Annotated in this window: 15 protein-coding genes; 2 read left to right on the forward strand and 13 right to left on the reverse strand. The window is 47.5% G+C overall.

The genetic code is table 11. From position 1 onward, the window contains the following. Positions 1-8: 8 nt before the first annotated feature. The 8 genes from HRQ85_RS01525 to HRQ85_RS01560 form a co-directional block, all read right to left on the reverse strand. A complete protein-coding gene (locus tag HRQ85_RS01525) occupies positions 9-1,169 on the reverse strand; it encodes a homogentisate 1,2-dioxygenase (protein ID WP_172378484.1) in 1,161 nt (386 codons plus the stop codon). Further along, positions 1,162-2,235, reverse strand: coding sequence for a 4-hydroxyphenylpyruvate dioxygenase (gene hppD / locus HRQ85_RS01530; protein WP_048610145.1), 1,074 nt, complete (start codon positions 2,233-2,235; stop codon positions 1,162-1,164). The genes HRQ85_RS01525 and hppD overlap by 8 nt, the downstream gene beginning before the upstream one ends. Before the next feature lie 359 nt (positions 2,236-2,594). Continuing rightward, a complete protein-coding gene (locus HRQ85_RS01535) occupies positions 2,595-3,254 on the reverse strand; it encodes an HAD family hydrolase (protein WP_017091954.1) in 660 nt (219 codons plus the stop codon). A gap of 1 nt (position 3,255) precedes the next feature. Continuing rightward, complete coding sequence (locus HRQ85_RS01540) at positions 3,256-4,275, reverse strand: ABC transporter ATP-binding protein (protein ID WP_172378485.1); 1,020 nt, start codon at positions 4,273-4,275, stop codon at positions 3,256-3,258. Further along, complete coding sequence (locus tag HRQ85_RS01545) at positions 4,275-5,060, reverse strand: ABC transporter permease (protein ID WP_004732591.1); 786 nt, start codon at positions 5,058-5,060, stop codon at positions 4,275-4,277. The genes HRQ85_RS01540 and HRQ85_RS01545 overlap by 1 nt, the downstream gene beginning before the upstream one ends. Beyond that, on the reverse strand, positions 5,060-5,953 hold the full coding sequence (locus tag HRQ85_RS01550) for an ABC transporter permease (RefSeq protein ID WP_017091956.1): 894 nt from the start codon (positions 5,951-5,953) through the stop codon (positions 5,060-5,062). Before HRQ85_RS01550 ends, HRQ85_RS01545 begins: the two co-directional genes overlap by 1 nt. Further along, a complete protein-coding gene (locus HRQ85_RS01555; protein WP_172378486.1) occupies positions 5,950-6,813 on the reverse strand; it encodes an alkaline phosphatase family protein in 864 nt (287 codons plus the stop codon). Before HRQ85_RS01555 ends, HRQ85_RS01550 begins: the two co-directional genes overlap by 4 nt. A 61-nt stretch (positions 6,814-6,874) precedes the next feature. Next, a complete protein-coding gene (locus HRQ85_RS01560) occupies positions 6,875-7,978 on the reverse strand; it encodes an ABC transporter substrate-binding protein (protein WP_050653106.1) in 1,104 nt (367 codons plus the stop codon). Positions 7,979-8,189: 211 nt separating this feature from the next. On the opposite strand from HRQ85_RS01560, the gene HRQ85_RS01565 reads away from it, so the two are divergent. Continuing rightward, positions 8,190-8,918, forward strand: coding sequence for a UTRA domain-containing protein (locus HRQ85_RS01565; protein ID WP_172378487.1), 729 nt, complete (start codon positions 8,190-8,192; stop codon positions 8,916-8,918). Positions 8,919-9,026: 108 nt separating this feature from the next. On the opposite strand, the gene HRQ85_RS01570 is transcribed toward HRQ85_RS01565, so the two are convergent. The 4 genes from HRQ85_RS01570 to HRQ85_RS01585 form a co-directional block, all read right to left on the reverse strand. Further along, positions 9,027-9,881: an amino acid ABC transporter ATP-binding protein gene (locus tag HRQ85_RS01570; RefSeq protein ID WP_301540140.1), complete on the reverse strand. Its 855-nt coding sequence runs from the start codon at positions 9,879-9,881 to the stop codon at positions 9,027-9,029. Further along, positions 9,874-10,539, reverse strand: coding sequence for an amino acid ABC transporter permease (locus tag HRQ85_RS01575; RefSeq protein WP_050653103.1), 666 nt, complete (start codon positions 10,537-10,539; stop codon positions 9,874-9,876). Before HRQ85_RS01575 ends, HRQ85_RS01570 begins: the two co-directional genes overlap by 8 nt. 112 nt (positions 10,540-10,651) lie before the next feature. Next, positions 10,652-11,293, reverse strand: coding sequence for an amino acid ABC transporter permease (locus tag HRQ85_RS01580; protein WP_172378488.1), 642 nt, complete (start codon positions 11,291-11,293; stop codon positions 10,652-10,654). A 131-nt stretch (positions 11,294-11,424) separates the two neighbouring features. Next, positions 11,425-12,291, reverse strand: coding sequence for a transporter substrate-binding domain-containing protein (locus HRQ85_RS01585; RefSeq protein ID WP_216655498.1), 867 nt, complete (start codon positions 12,289-12,291; stop codon positions 11,425-11,427). Positions 12,292-12,554: 263 nt separating this feature from the next. On the opposite strand from HRQ85_RS01585, the gene pdxR reads away from it, so the two are divergent. Continuing rightward, positions 12,555-14,069: a MocR-like pyridoxine biosynthesis transcription factor PdxR gene (gene pdxR / locus HRQ85_RS01590; RefSeq protein WP_081229168.1), complete on the forward strand. Its 1,515-nt coding sequence runs from the start codon at positions 12,555-12,557 to the stop codon at positions 14,067-14,069. A gap of 168 nt (positions 14,070-14,237) precedes the next feature. Here the strand turns inward: pdxR and HRQ85_RS01595 are convergent, their stop codons facing one another. Continuing rightward, positions 14,238-15,554 carry an aspartate aminotransferase family protein gene (locus HRQ85_RS01595; protein ID WP_172378489.1) on the reverse strand — a complete coding sequence of 439 codons (1,317 nt, stop codon included), beginning with the start codon at positions 15,552-15,554 and terminating at the stop codon, positions 14,238-14,240. Positions 15,555-15,851 lie beyond the last annotated feature (297 nt).

Consider the following 15,851-nt stretch of genomic DNA (forward strand, 5'->3'; position numbering starts at 1 on the left):
CTTGTCCCTTATTTCTTATCGTCAGCCATTTCTTTCAAACCAGAGTCTTGCCAACTGTAGACATATTCTTTGTTCTCAACGCTATCGAGTTCGTCAGAGAACTGCAGTGCATGGCGAGTATCAATCATCACCGCCACTTCGTCGGTAAACTTCTTCTTATGCGCTTGCCCAGCCTTAAAGGCTTTAGGATGAGGCCCATGAGTGAAGCCCGCAGGGTGGAAAGTCACCATACCCGCTTCAATATTATCGCGACTGAAAAAGTCACCAGCGTGATAGAAGAGTACTTCGTCGTAATCATCGTTGTTGTGGTAAAACGGCACTTTCAATGCACCTGGATCGCTCTCAATCGGGCGTGGTACAAAGGTGCACACCACAAAGCCTGCGCCAACAAACGTCGTATGCGCAGAAGGTGGTAAGTGGTAGCGATGTGACATCAGCGGTCTGATATCGCGCCAATTCACTTTCACCACCGCTAAGTCGCCATGCCAGCCAATTGCATCCAATGGGTTGAACGGATAGGTGATCACGCTGACTTTGTCGTGGCGCTTCACCTGAACCTGAGTCTGGTTTTCTGAATACTGAGCGCGAAATTGATCATTGATTGAAGGGATGTCGAGAACTGCCGGATCAAACACCGCGTGATTGCCAACCATACCTTTCTCTGGCAGGGAGTAAGCCGCGTCGGTGTTCTCAATCATCAAGATGAACATCGGCTCACTTGGCTCTAAGCGCCAATTGGTCGAGCGCGGGATCATTACGTAATCCCCTTCACTGACTTCTAAATGACCATAGTCACAATAGAGTTCAGCACTGCCTTGGTGAATGAACAGCAGCTCATCGCCATCGGAGTTACGCACCAAGAAATCCATCTTCTCATCCATGCGCCACACGCGGATTTTGCAGTCCGCATTGTGCAAAAGATGTGGCACCGCCCAAGGCGTTATCTGGCTGGCTTTTTCCACCAGCGTAAAATCAAAAGCGCGAGGACGTAAATCGCCCTCCCACTCCGACCAACCTGTTGGGGCATGTTGGTGATGAAAGTGAGCGGCAGGGCCGAAGAAACCACTCCGACCCGCTTCTCGCTCATAGATGGCCTCTTCGGGGAAGTCGGCATGCGCTTGTTTCGAGCACACCCCCTCCCGATGAGGAAACGAGATCCATTTATGCATCGTCTAATACTCCTCGACGAATCTGGTCCTCTTCAATCGATTCAAATAGCGCCTTGAAGTTACCTTCACCAAAGCCTTCGTTGCCTTTACGCTGAATGATTTCAAAGAACACAGGCCCGATTACCGTCTGTGTGAAAATTTGCAGCAAGATGCCGTCTTTGGTCGGCGCGCCATCAATCAGAACGCGTAGGTCACGCAGCAGATCAGTGTCTTCACCGTGGCCTTTCACACGATCGTCAACTTTCTCGTAGTAGGTGTCAGGAGTTGGCATAAAGTCCATACCGCGATCACGCAGGGTTTTCACCGTTTTGTAGATGTCATCCGTTGCGAGCGCGATGTGTTGGATACCTTCACCGTTGTATTCGCGAATGAACTCTTCGATTTGTGATTTGTCGTCTGAAGACTCATTGATAGGGATGCGGATCTTGCCACATGGTGAGGTCATAGCGCGGCTCACAAGGCCTGTCAGCTTACCTTCAATATCGAAGTAGCGAATCTCGCGGAAGTTACCGATGCGCTCATAAAACCCAGACCACACGTCCATGTTGCCTTGCTTCACGTTGTGCGTGAGATGGTCGATTTCATACAAGCCAACATTAGCTTCGGCCATGCGCTGTTCCGCATCATCATAGAATCGGAAATCGACGTCATAGATGCTCTGTTTGCCATAGCGATCCACAAAATAGAGCAGGCTTTCACCGATGCCGTAAATGGCAGGAATGCTCAGCTCCATCGGCCCTATTTCTGTTTTGTACTCTTCACCACCGCCTTTAAACGCTTGTTCCATTGCAGCGGTTGCTTCATTGACACGAAAAGCCATGCCACAGACCGATGGCCCATGCACCTTGGCAAACGCTTCCGCTTGGCTGTGTGGTTGTTCATTAACGATAAAGTTGATGTCACCTTGTCGATACAGCCAAGCCTCTTTTGAACGGTGCTTGGCGATCTCAGCAAAACCAAGTGACACAAACAGCGCTTTAAGTTGCTCAATTCCCTTGTGGTCAACGGCCGTGTATTCAACAAACTCGAATCCATCCGTGCCAAGCGGGTTGTATGTATCCACCATGAACTTTCTCCTTGTACCTATTGGTTTTGTATTACGTGTTTTTGTCCCTAATTAAATTTGGCCCACAAGCGGAAAGATTGGAATGGATAGAAGGAAATGGGCAATAACGCTAAAAACCCGTCAAGTTGTAAAATATTTGTTACACGCAAACCCTCACAACAACAAAGTGAGTGCTATCAAGGGATTGAAAGATGGTGGTTTGATTTACAGCAGAGCAAGAGATGTTATTGAATTGTTACATGCGTAATTTTATCAGCTAAGGCGATAAATCGAATATTAGACTGATGATGTAAAAAAGCCGCTGTAGTCAGCGGCTTGATGAGTTCTAAGACGAACATGATTCAGATATGGGTTAAGCGTTAATCCCAGTTGAGAATCGACCAATTCGGTTGATCGGCTAACGCTTTCAAACGCGGGCATGGGTTTACTAGGTAAGCAAAATCAGCGTGCTCACACAAAGGTAAGTCGTTGATTGAATCCGTATAAAAGTGAATGTCTGAGTAGTTGGTTTCTTGATTGTCTAACCACTCTTTTAAACGCGTCACTTTGCCTTCACGGTAGCTTGGCACACCTGATATTTGAGAAGTAAAACGGCCTTGGTTTTCAATCAAATCAATACCGAGTGCGTTCTCAATACCAATCTTACGGCCGACCGCTTCCACTAAGAAAGTCACGCTGGCAGAGATGATCAGCATATCAATATCATCATTCTCAAGCTGCTCAATCAAAGGTTTTGACTGCTTGAACTGTTTAGGCAGAATATGCTGTTCAACACACTCTTCCACCAACGCAGTCACTTGCTCTGTTGGCATATCGGCTAATGGCTGCATGGAAAACGTGAGGTAATCTTCCATGTTCAGTTTTCCTTCCGAATACAGGCCCATTAAGCGTTTATCTTCTTCAATAAAGTTGGGCGCAGTGGCAATGCCCTTTTCAACCAAGAACTCATTCCAGAGCATCGCTGCATCGGCATTGATCAGCGTTTCGTCCATATCAAATACATACAAAGGTTTGAACATCTTAGGCTCTCACAGGTTGAATTTCGTTAAGGTTAAACAGGAGTTCAAGTTGGCTGCCGTTTGCCAACAGTCGTTCAGAGGAACGGTTAAGTAAATCGACAGTTAATTCACATTCATCAACGTCCACTTGGTAGCGAATCACATTGCCCAGCAGCTGGTGGTTACGAATAGTGCCCGTTTTCGGCGCAGAGATATGTTCGCCATATTGTCGGCCATGCTCTTTAACGTAGATAGATTCAGGGCGAATCGCCACTTTCCACTCGGTTTCAATGTTGAAAAGTTGCTTGGCTTTGTTCGCTTGAACCAGATTGTAGTGGCCCATGAAGCCAGCAACAAACTCATTGGCAGGTTGAGTGTAGATCTCTTCGGGTGTCCCCGCTTGGACGATCTCGCCTTTGTTCATCAAGAAGATGCGGTCAGACATGATCATCGCTTCTTCCTGATCGTGGGTCACGAAGATCGTGGTCAGGTTCATCTCTTTTTGAATATCTCGGATCTGTTGGCGTAGATGTTTACGGATCTTGGCATCCAGCGCTGAAAGTGGTTCATCGAGCAATAGAATACGCGGCTTGACCACCAAGGCTCTTGCCAAAGCGACACGCTGACGCTGTCCGCCCGATAACTGATGCGGGTAGAATTTCTCTTTGCCCGTTAAGTCCACCAGCCCAATGACTTTAGCGACTTCACGTTTAATCTCATCAGCAGCAAGCTTTTTCATCTTGAGGCCAAACGCAATGTTGCCTTCAACCGTCATGTTCGGGAACAGCGCATAAGATTGAAACACCATGCCGATGCCACGCTGTTGTGGCACTTGGTGAGTAATCTCTTCACCGTTGACCCAGATCTCGCCACCATCAACAGGATTCAGGCCTGCCAAGCTGCGCAGTAGAGTCGATTTACCACAGCCACTTGGGCCAAGCAGAGTAATGAACTCGCCCTTCTCGATGGAAAATTCAATATCTTCAAACACCGTGTTGTCACCAAAGCGCTTGGTGAGGTTTTTTGCATTTACATAGCTCATTATTTTGTTCCCTGGCTGAAACGACTTGCCAACCAAGTCAGTAAGAAAATAAACAGGAAGTACGTCATCACTAGGGCTGACGTGAAGTGGCCGCTGGTTTGACGCATGTTGTATAGGTAGATTTGCAGTGTCTCGTAACGTGTACCCACCAAGATGTTGGCGAACACGAACTCGCCTAATAGGAACGAGAACGACAAGAACAGCGACGCCATTAAGCCTTTCTTAAGGTTTGGCAGAATAATCAATAAGAACGCCTTGGTGGTGCTTGCGCCAAGCAGGTGAGCAGCGTCCATCAAGTCGTGCAGGTTGATCGCTTCAAAGCTGTTGGCAATCGCGCGATACATGAATGGCAACGCGATGGTGAAGTAAGTACCAATCAAGATCCACGGTGTACCAATCAGTGAGATTTCGCTATCGGCATACAGCTGAAGCAAGCCCACCGACGACACCACAGGTGGAACAGCGAACGGCAATAAGATCAGGATATTCATCACCTTGTCGAGTTTCGGGAAATAGTAAAACACCACGAAAATCGCAGGCAGAACCAACACCACACTCAATGACAGCGCCGCCACACAGATAAACAGTGAACGACCAAAGGCTTGTAAGAAGCGAGGATCGGTCAGCAGGTTGATGTACCAATCCAACGTGAAGCCATCCGGCAGGATCGTTGCGCCCCATCGAGAAGAGATCGAGTAGATAAAGGTCGCTAAGATCGGGATCATCATGATGCCGACAATCGAATAGACAACCGTTTTATGAAAGCGAGTATTGACGGTGTTCATTACTTTCTCTTCCCTGCGTAGCTTTTGCTGATCAGCCATTGGTTAATCACGGTGATGAAGGCCAGCATCGCCATCAGAATCACAGAAATTGCAGCGGCTAGGTTTGGCTCTAAGAACAAGTCGCCCGATACCAAGCTCGCGATACGAATCGTAATCACGTTGTAGTTGCCCGAGGTCAACGCATACACACTCGCATAGGCGCCTATCGCGTTGGCAATCAAGATGATGAAGGTGCCGAACAAGGCAGGAGATAACACAGGCAGCGCGATTTTGGTCCAGTACTGCCAGGTTTTTGCGCCAAGCAATGCCGAAGCTGCTTGCCAGTCGTCGCTAAGGGCATCGAACGCTGGATACAGCAACAACACCGCTAATGGGATCTGGAAGTAGATGTAAATCGCTAGCAAACCCCACTTGCCGTACAAGTCAAAATCACCCAGCAATCCATACTGCTTGAGCAATAAGGTGATAGCACCGTTGGTGCCCAAGATGATGATGAATGCGAACGACAGAGGCACACCTGAGAAGTTGCTGCTCATGTTGGTGAAGGCAATCACCGCATCGCGGATTTTAGAATCAACGCGGCGCAATGAAGAAACGAGCAGAGTCGCGATCGCTAAGCCAACAATGCTCGACCAAATCGACAACCATAAACTGTTACCGAAGGCCTGCATCATGAAGGCAGAATCGAATATTTCAGAATAGTTTTCGAGAGAGAGCTCATCGTCGTAGAAGAAGCTGTTGATCAGCACCCAAACCATAGGTGCCAGTTGGAACAAGTAGAAAAACAGCGCGAAAGGCGCAAGCCACAAAGCGGGCTTGAAACGTTGAAACAAAGATTTGGTTTTGGGTTTAAGCGCAGAGCCATCGGTCTGCGTGATTACAGAACTGCTCATAGGGCCAACAATTCCTGAGTGTAAGATTTATCGTGTTCAAGGTTCAGTAGCTGACACACACTGCCACAGATGTCGGTCTGTTTCACTGAACATTCTTGGTGTGTAAACTTATCGCCAATCACAAAGAAAGGCACTTCACGCTCTTCAGGCAGAATGCCACCATGAGACAAGTCATTGTTCATGCCATGGTCACTGGTGATGATCACTTGATAACCATCATCTATCCACTTCTCAAGGTAGTTCGACAGGTAAATATCCGCGCCACGTGCACTATTGCGGTACTGGCGAGAATCCAACCCATGCTTGTGTCCAATATCGTCAATGTTCATTGGATGAATCAGCAAAAAATCAGGCTGATGAGTCACGCGCAGGTGCTCGGCATCCAAGAACAAGGCTTCATCTGGATAGTGGTCCCAGTGATAGAAACAACCATGTTGAATGTTCATGGTCTCATCGTTAGTGAAACGGTCGCGTACAGCATCAAATGGCGCTCGGTTATACAGCTCACTCACCCAATGATATGCCGCTGCAGCCGTCACTTTGCCCTGCGATTTAGCCAAGCTAAAGATCGACTCGTGATTCGATAAACGCACGATTTGATTGTTAACGATACCACTCTCGACAGGGCGAACTCCCGTTAAAATGCACTCATACAGTGGGCGTGACATAGATGGCAGCTCACATTGCACAGGGTAAAGCGTGGCGCGCAGCTTGTTTTTTTGCGCGCTCATGATTTGCGAAGTGCCCTGTTTTGTCTGCAAATTGCTTAGTTCTAGAAGGCCGTTCAGGTAGCCCATGCAATCACGGGCTACCTGATAGTTCAGTCCATCTAGAACAACAAGGATAACCTTATTGCTCATGGTCTATTCTCTATTGCTTGTTTCTATAAGCCACCCGTTATAGGTGGCGTGTTAAGCGGGGTTATTGCTGGTGAATCAATACGCTTTCTTGCCATTGACGTGGCAGACGACGTGCTGATTTTTCCCATGCTGAGAAGTCAGATACTGGGTGCACGTTGCTGTATTCATCGTTCGAGATCAGCTTGTCTTGTACTGATTGAGGTAGCGTAACGCTGCTACGGATTGGGCGCGCGTAACCTTCTGCTAGGTTGATTTGGCCTTGGTCGCTGAAGATGTATTCACGAGCCAACTTCGCCGCGTTCGGGTTTTTCGCGTATTTGTTGATGATGGTGGTGTAACCAGATATCACTGAACCATCTTGTGGAATGCTTACTGTAAAGCGCTCACGGTCGATCTTGTCGCGGTAGTTCAGTGCGTTGAAATCCCACATGATTGCCACTTCCACTTCGCCTTTTTCAAGGTTAGCGATACTTGGATCTGTGTAAGACAGGCGGCCTTGCTTCGCTAGCTCACCAAAGAATTTAATCGCTGGCTTTAGGTTCGACTCGTCACCACCGTTAGCAAATGCTGCCGCTAGAATTGCGTTGTTTGCTTGTGCTGCTACGCCTACATCACCGACTGTGACTTTGTAGTCGCCTTCTAGTAGGTCGCTCCAAGATTTTGGGGCATCTTCAACAAGGTTATTGTTTGAAATGAACGAGATAGTACCTGTGTAAGCCAGAGCCCAGTGACCATCTTTGTCTTTCGCCCAATCTGGAATGTCATCCCAAGTCGTTGGCTTGTATGGCTGCGTTACGTCTTTCTGCACAGCGACACGTGCAAAGGCGAAACCAACATCACCGATATCTGCAGTTGCGTTTCTTTTCTCTGCTTCAAATTTCGAGATCTCTTGAGCCGAGCTCATGTCTGTATCCTGATGCTTCAAACCGTAGTTTGCTTTCAGGTCAGCCCATGTGCCTTTCCAGTTTGCCCAACTGTCTGGCATACCCACACTGTAAACCGCACCCTCTTTTTGAGCGGCTTCAATCAATGACTCAAGATCAGCATCCTTCGCCATCGCTGGCATTGAAAGTGTTGCCGTTATTAACGTTGCGCCGATTAGCTTTGTGGATGAACCCATAAGTTTGGCTGGCGATACAGTTGAACGGCTAAGCAAAGTTTTCATTGTCTCTATCCCTCTGGACTAGGTCAGTAAGTTCATTTTGTATGCTATCGCCGGAGTGTGACGCTTTCGCGCAAGTTATTTGACAGTTAGGATGCATTTCTGTGGCAGTTATATTTCACTCATATGACAACAAGCCTTTGTTTACTGTCACATTCCTGTTAACTCCGTGGTTTACCTTATTGGGCACACGAACTTATGGACTAGATCAGCAATGAGAACATTGGCCACAAGGCAATCAGGGACACAGCTAGGTAGAATTAAGGCGAGCATTAGAGAACAGCTTCAATCTGGCATCTTCACCGAGGGGCAAAAACTGCCATCCGAAAGAGAGCTCAGCGAGCTGTTTTCAACCACACGAATTACGCTCAAAGATGCGTTGGTATCATTAGAAACCGAAGGTTTGATATATCGAGAAGAGCGTCGAGGTTGGTATGTGTCACCCGAACGTGTTCGCTATAACCCATTGTCACGTTCTCACTTTCATCAAATGATTCGTGAACAACACCGCATAGCAGAAACCAGACTGCTCAGCACCCGCACAGAGATGGCGGCTGGCGATTACGCCAAAGCATTAGAGATAGAGCAGATAACGCCAATACACGTGATTGAGCGCCTGCGTTTTATTGATGGCAGAGCAGTGCTGTTTGTTGAAAATGTACTGAAAGCGCCCTTGTTTGATGGTGTCTTATCGGAAAACCTCACCATGTCACTAACAGACATCTACCGAGAAAAATACGGCTACGAGACCCAACGCTCGCGCTTTGATGTGATTCCCACTTCTGCACCTGCCCATGTCGCCAAGGCGTTGAATTTGGCAGAAGGCCAGCCTGTTTTGAAGATCTGCCGAGTGAACTACAAACAAGACGGTGAGCTAATGGACTGCGAGTTGGAATACTGGCGACCCGATTCTGTAGTGATCCACATTGATAGCATTGGGTAATGCTGTGTCTGCTTGAGAGAAGAACCACACACATACAAAAACTCCGACTGATTAGGTCGGAGTTTTGGATTTAGCAATCAAACATTAAGGTGATGTGAATCATCTAGCTCATGAATCAAGCTTAAGGAACTGCCTTACCCTTGGTGACTCTGGGTTAGTGAAGAACTTCTCTGGGTTGGATTTCTCAATCAATATCCCCTTCTCAAGGAATACCACCTGATCCGATACTTGACGCGCGAACTCCATCTCATGAGTCACTACCACCATGGTGTAACCCTCTTGAGATAGCTTCTTCATCACCAGTAACACCTCTTCGACCAACTCAGGGTCGAGCGCCGAAGTTGGCTCATCAAACAACAATACATCCGGCTCCATCGCGAGTGCTCTGGCAATCGCGACGCGTTGCTTTTGTCCACCCGATAACATACTTGGGTAGCTCTCTAGCTTGTGAGACATGCCCACCTTGTCGAGTTGCTTACGAGCCATCTCCTCTGCGTCAGATTTTGTTATCTTTTTCACGTGTACCAGCGCTTCCATGACGTTCTGCAACACGGTGAGATGTGGCCATAAGTTGAAGCTTTGAAAGACCATACCAAGGCGCTCTCGAAGTTTCGCCAACTCTTTGTATTTGAGCGGCTTACCCGTTTCAGAGTTGATACCAATACGCTCCTCACCCATGAAGATCGTGCCGCGTTCTGGTTGCTCTAACCAGTTCATGCAGCGCAATAACGTCGATTTACCCGACCCAGACGAACCGAGAATACTGACCACATCGCCTTTGTTGATAGTGAGGTTGATGTCTCGTAATACTTCGATGCCATCAAACTGTTTCGACAGGTTTTCAACCTTGATAATCGTCTCACGCTCGTCCAACAGTGGCTCGCACTCAATCACTTCCAAACTCACTCCCAAAGAGGGGTTAATCGGTGCTTCTGTTTCAATAATCTCTGATTGTTTAAGCATGGCTAAGCCCTCTAAGTTCAACTTTGGTTTGGATTCGTTTGGTAATGGTTTCAAGTGCAATACTCACCGCCCAGTAGAGCGCAATCGCAATGATGAACGCATTCAATGGGATGAAGTAGGTCGATTGAATACTGTTGGCTGCCGCGGTAATTTCTGCGACGGTAATGATGCTGAGAAACGCAGTGTCTTTTAAGCAGATGATAAGTTGGTTAGTGATCAGAGGAACCGACTTAAATAACACGTTGGGGGTGATGACTCGAGTGAAGGTTTTGAGTTTAGAAAAGCCATAGGCGTGCGCCGCTTCGATGTAACCTGGCTCTAACCCTTTACGAACACCTCGGAAAATCTCACAAAAATAGGTACCGTGATAGAGACTTAGCGCGATGATTCCCGCTGTAATGGCATCAAGTCGAATACCAACCTGCGGCAACCCGTAATAGAGCAGGTACGCTAAGATAAGAAACGGCAAGGTGCGCATCATGCCTATCAAACTATTGATGGTGTACTTCACACCAAGTTTTGAGTTTTCGAGACAATACAACAAACTGATGCCAATGATGAAACTCAAGATTGAAGACGAAACAAAAAGATAAAACGTGGTCACAAAACCAGAAGCAAACAGCTCTTTTTGTTGCCAGATAATATTCCATTCTTCCATATTTACTCCTTAATTTTACCCACTCAATGACGCTTCACAAGCAGGTAAATGGTGTTGCTGACCAAGTAGTTATGACGGCCAAACTGTTGCTACTGATAACAGCTGTATGCACTTATTGCTGCAGATAAGTGGCTCGGTTTTCAGCCACAGCTTGCAACTTCACCAACACGCCAATAATCAATATGTAGATGGCACCCGCACATAAGATTGGCCCGAGTGGCTCATAGGTAACCGCTGCAATTCGGTTGGTGACACGGGTTAGATCAACGATACCGATCACTGCAATCGCAGGGCTGCCTTTGATTAAAAACGACATCTCATTGACGAGCGCAGGTAAGCTCATGATCACCATTTGCGGGAACATGATTCGGCGGAAGTAAGTCAGGCGTCGCATGCCAATCGCTTCGGCCGCTTCCATTTGCCCTTTTGAAAAGTTAAGAAAAGCATTGCGCCAAATTTCCGCATTGAATGCCGATGTGTTGAGTGTGAGCGCTAAAATGGCAGAAACGTGTTTGTCTAAATTGATGCCAAATGACGGGAACGAAAGAAAGATAAACAGAGCCAGTGTCACCAAAGGTGTTGCTCGTGCCCAACTGACATAGATACCCAGCATTTGATCCACAAACGGGATTTTCATCATTCGAATCAAGGCAATGACTAGCCCAATGACCACACCTAATACAATCGAGACTGCCGATATCCATGCCGTAGCCCACGCGCCCTGTAGCAACTGTTCCCAAGCGTAATAATCCATAAACGACCTCTTTGATAAGCGACTTCTTTCGATAGGTTTTGCGCAAATGATTCATGGGTTAAACCGCTTTGAACCCATTGGCATGGACACAAACAGCCGTTAACTGTTTGTGTCAGCGCATGCTTATCCATCTATTGAACTGCTGTTAGCTTGTGATACTGCTCAACCGAAGTAATGGCTTCTGAAGGCAGTTGGTCGAACGACTCACCGAACCACTTCTTCTGCAACTCCGCCATTTTTCCTGTTTGTTCTAGGTGCAGGAAAAACTCCGTTAGGTAAGCCAACAGCTCAGGGTTCTCTTTAGGAACTGGCCAGCTCACGAAACCTGGGCCAGAGACTGCTTCGCCCTTTTTGAATACCTTTGACTTCGACTTCACCACCTCGTTAACAGAAACGACACTGTTGATCACATAGTCGATACGGCCGATCGCCAAGTCGGAATACGCTTCTGGATAAGATTGATACTGAACGACTTTGCCCAAAGACTTGCCTTGTGCTTCTAGCATCTCTTCCAGCTCAGGAAGTCGCTCTAACAAAGCACTACCCGCTTGTAAGCCAACAGTTTTACCGTCTAGATCCGCGACAGTATTAATGTCGTCATCACCTGCTCGGGTTAAGAAGTAGTGCTGCGCTGAAGCAATCGGTGGAGTAAAGTCGAAGGCCTTTAAACGGGCGTCGGTAATGATTGCTCCGGTTAACGCCACATCGTATTGGCCTGCGGATACTGACGCGAGTAACCCTGTCCAAGGTAAGATCTCTTGTTCAATATCGAACTTCGAATATTCACGCAGTTCATCAAGCAGATCTTTATTAATCCCAGCCGGATTACCACGATCGATGTAGTTGAATGGCGAATAGTTATCTTCTGTCGCCACTTTCATAAAACCTTGCTTTTCGATGGCTGCAAGCTCGGATGCTTGTGCGATACCAAAACAACCCAGTACGACTGTTGCTGCCGCTGTTGAAACCCATGCCTTCATCGTCATTCCCTGTTTCATACGCTTTCCTTATCGAGATTATTTGCCTGCCTTTACTTTATGAACGGAATGCCTCGAAGACGTAGAGCCAATTTAATTTTCAGGTTGGGACAGAGCAATTTTCTAGTTTGGGACAAAGTAACTTTCGGGTTTGGGACAGGGCATCTTTCACATTAGATACCGTTCAAAAGCCAGTCCTTAAAACATCCATATGAACTCTGGCTCATTTCTTGCTCTTTTATACAAATAGGACCGAGGTTTACTGAGAATAAGGACTGTATCTCATGGCGATAAATCACAATTGTTTCATCGAGTTTGATTCCAAAAGAAGCCTACAAGAACAAGTACGTAGCTATTTGGTGACGGCGATATTGAATGGTATTTTTCCTGCGGAACAAGCGCTCCCGTCTTGTCGCAAGCTCTCTAGCCAATTAGGTGTTTCACGCAATACGGTCTCGTTGGTGTACGACAGTTTGCTCGATGATGGTTATCTCATCAGCAAGCCTCGCAGTGGTTATTACCTGTCAGAAAAGTATCAAAATCCAAGCGAAGAAATCGATGCGAAGTTGGATCATTTTGAATCAACAGACAACGACAATGCACCGGATTGGAGCAAGCGAGTTAAACTGCAATTGAGCCAATACCCTCGCATTGTCAAACCCTCGCACTGGAGCTGCTATCAGTACCCCTTTATTTTTGGCCAACCCTCTATCAATGACTTTCCATTAGCGCAATGGCGAGAAGCCACAAGAAAGGTCACCTCAGATCCAAATGACCATCGCTGGCTGTGTGACAAGGTCGATAAAGACGTCGACATGCTGGTCGAACAGATACGCACAAGGGTGCTTCCTCAGCGCGGTATTCATGCCCAAAGTGATGAGATCCTCATAACCTTAGGCTCGCAAAATGCGCTGTATTTGATTTCGACCTTGCTCATGAACCATCAGAGCCGAGTCGGAGTCGAGAACCCCGGCTACAAGGAAGCGAATCACATCTTTAATCTCGCAGGCGCGCAGTTACACCCGCATCAAGTGGATGAACAAGGATTGAGATTCAATGAGCACTCTTCACTGTGTGATCACTTCTATGTCACGCCCAGCCATCAAGCTCCAACGGGCGTCACCATGAGTGACGAACGTCGAACTCAGTTACTGGAAATGGCCAAAGCCAACGATGCGGTGATTATCGAAGATGACTATGACGCCGAGTGCAACGTGGAGTGGAACCCTAAACCCGCGCTAAAAGCCAGTGACAAGGAAGGGCGTGTCATCTACGTCAGCAGCTTCTCTAAGCTATTAGCACCCGGCTTGAGGTTAGGCTACATCGTGGCACCTGAAGAGTTGATCTACGACCTTAGAATACTGCGTCGCTTGATGTACCGACATGCGCCAAGCCGTGTTCAGATGGAAGTGGCGCACTTTATTGAACAAGGCTACTACGACAGCTTTGTAAGACGCTTTAGAGAAAACACGCGCCAGCGCTGGAAGCTGATCAACGATGCCGTCTTGAAATACCTACCGGATTGTAAACGACTGGCTCAAAGCGAGCAGGCCAACTCTCTGTGGCTACAAACGCCTAGCCACATCAATAGCCAGCGTTTAGCTTCACGAGCTGCCCAAAAGGGCATATTGATTGAGACAGGCTATTCACACTTCATGAGTAATAGCGAGACGGAATCGGGCTGTGAAGCATTGTCAGAATATGACCCCAACTCCTATTTTCGATTGGGCTTTCACGCCATCGACAAAGATCTGATCGCACCCGGCATCAAAGAGCTGTCAGAGGCGATGAAGATCTAGCATCACTTAAGAGCGGTTTGAGCAGAGTGATTAAGTGAATGAACGTAAAAAAGAGCTTCAATCGATGCTCTTTTGTCGTTTCTGAAGGTTAGGGTTGGCACGCTGGAAAGAACGGGGAATCCTTTGCCAAAGTGCCTTGGTTGCTGTGTTAGCTATCTTATTAAAGAATTAAGAAGCGAGTTCAAACAACACTTCATCAATGATCTTAACGCCTTTCTTAATCTCGCTTGGCTGAATAACCAAAGGTGGCGCAACGTGAATGCGGTTATTCACAATGAAGGTCAACAGGCCTCGCTTGGTCAATTGCGCTTTCAATTGCCCCATTTTTTCATTGCTTAAAGGCGCCTTGCTTTCACGATCTTCCACCAGCTCTACAGCCCAGAACATCCCTTTACCGCGCACATCACCAATCATAGGGTGTAACTCTTGAAGGCTCAGTAGAAGCGGCCCTAGAACACTGTTACCCACGTTATCAGCGTGTGTGACAATGCCCTCTTGCTCCATCACATCGAGTGTTGCAACGATAGAAGCCATCGCCAAAGGGTGACCAGAATACGTTAAGCCGCCCATAAAGAAGTTTGACTTAAAGTGCTCAACGATCGGTTCGCTGACCACCACACCACCAGCCGGCACATAACCCGAGTTCACCCCTTTCGCGAAAGTAATCAGATCTGGCACTACATTAAAGTGCTCAAACGCAAACCACTTACCCGTGCGGCCAAAGCCGACCATCACCTCATCAAAGATCAGTTGAATGCCATGTTTGGTTGCCAGCTCACGCACACCAACAAGGTAGTCTTTGGGCGGAATGAGAAAGCCAGCCGTTCCCGGAATGGTCTCTAGAATAATCGCCGCAATCGCTGTTGGCCCTTCGCATTCAATCACTCGCTCTAAATGCTGCAGGGCACGCTCACTCTCTTCTGCCTCAGTCGCCGCGTTGAACTCGCTTCGATAGAGAAATGGATTGAAGAAGTGAACGTGCCCACGGCTATACTCGTTTGGAATTCGACGAAAGTCCCCCGTCGCAGCAATAGCAGTACCTGTATTGCCATGGTAAGAACGGTAAGCAGATAACACCTTGTCGCGCCCAGTGAATTGTCGCGCCATGCGAATCGCATTTTCGTTGGCGTCTGCCCCTGCATTGGTAAAGAACACCTTCTTAAACGTGCTTGGCGCTTTCGACAAGATGCGCTTGGCCGCCAAACCGCGAGTGAGGTTTGCGGTCGCAGGGGCAACCGTCACCAAGGAATCCGCTTGATCTTTAATCGCTTTGATCACTTGTGGATGCTGATGACCAATGTTGGTATTGACGAGCTGGCTACTAAAATCAAGGTACTCTTTACCTTCGTAGTCCCACATTTTGCATCCTTGCCCACCCGCAATGGCGATAGGCTCCGCTGCTTCTTGAATCGACCAAGAATGAAATACGCTCTTGTCGAGGTCGATAATATCTTGGTTCACAAGCTGTTCTGTTGATACTTCCATTTCATCGTCTCCATTAACAACACTAGATTCACAGCCGCTCGTGCTTGGCTCGTCTTCGAGAATGAAAGACACAAAACACGACATTGAAAAGGCTGCGCTATCGGATGGAATAATCTTCATCCCAAACAGGGCGGAGCTCATAGTGTCAGTTTCAACAAAACATTGGGCCAGTACATCAGCCCAAGTCTCATCCCCGATCCAACAAACAGCCTGACCCAATCCAATCGTCGATCTGGCTCTATTAAAAACTCTTAGGTGTGAATAGATTGAAAGGCAGACGAGACAGGTCTCATCGAA

Origin of the sequence: Vibrio sp. Vb339 (genome assembly GCF_902751245.1) — a bacterium.
In the GTDB taxonomy this organism is placed as follows: domain Bacteria; phylum Pseudomonadota; class Gammaproteobacteria; order Enterobacterales; family Vibrionaceae; genus Vibrio; species Vibrio coralliirubri.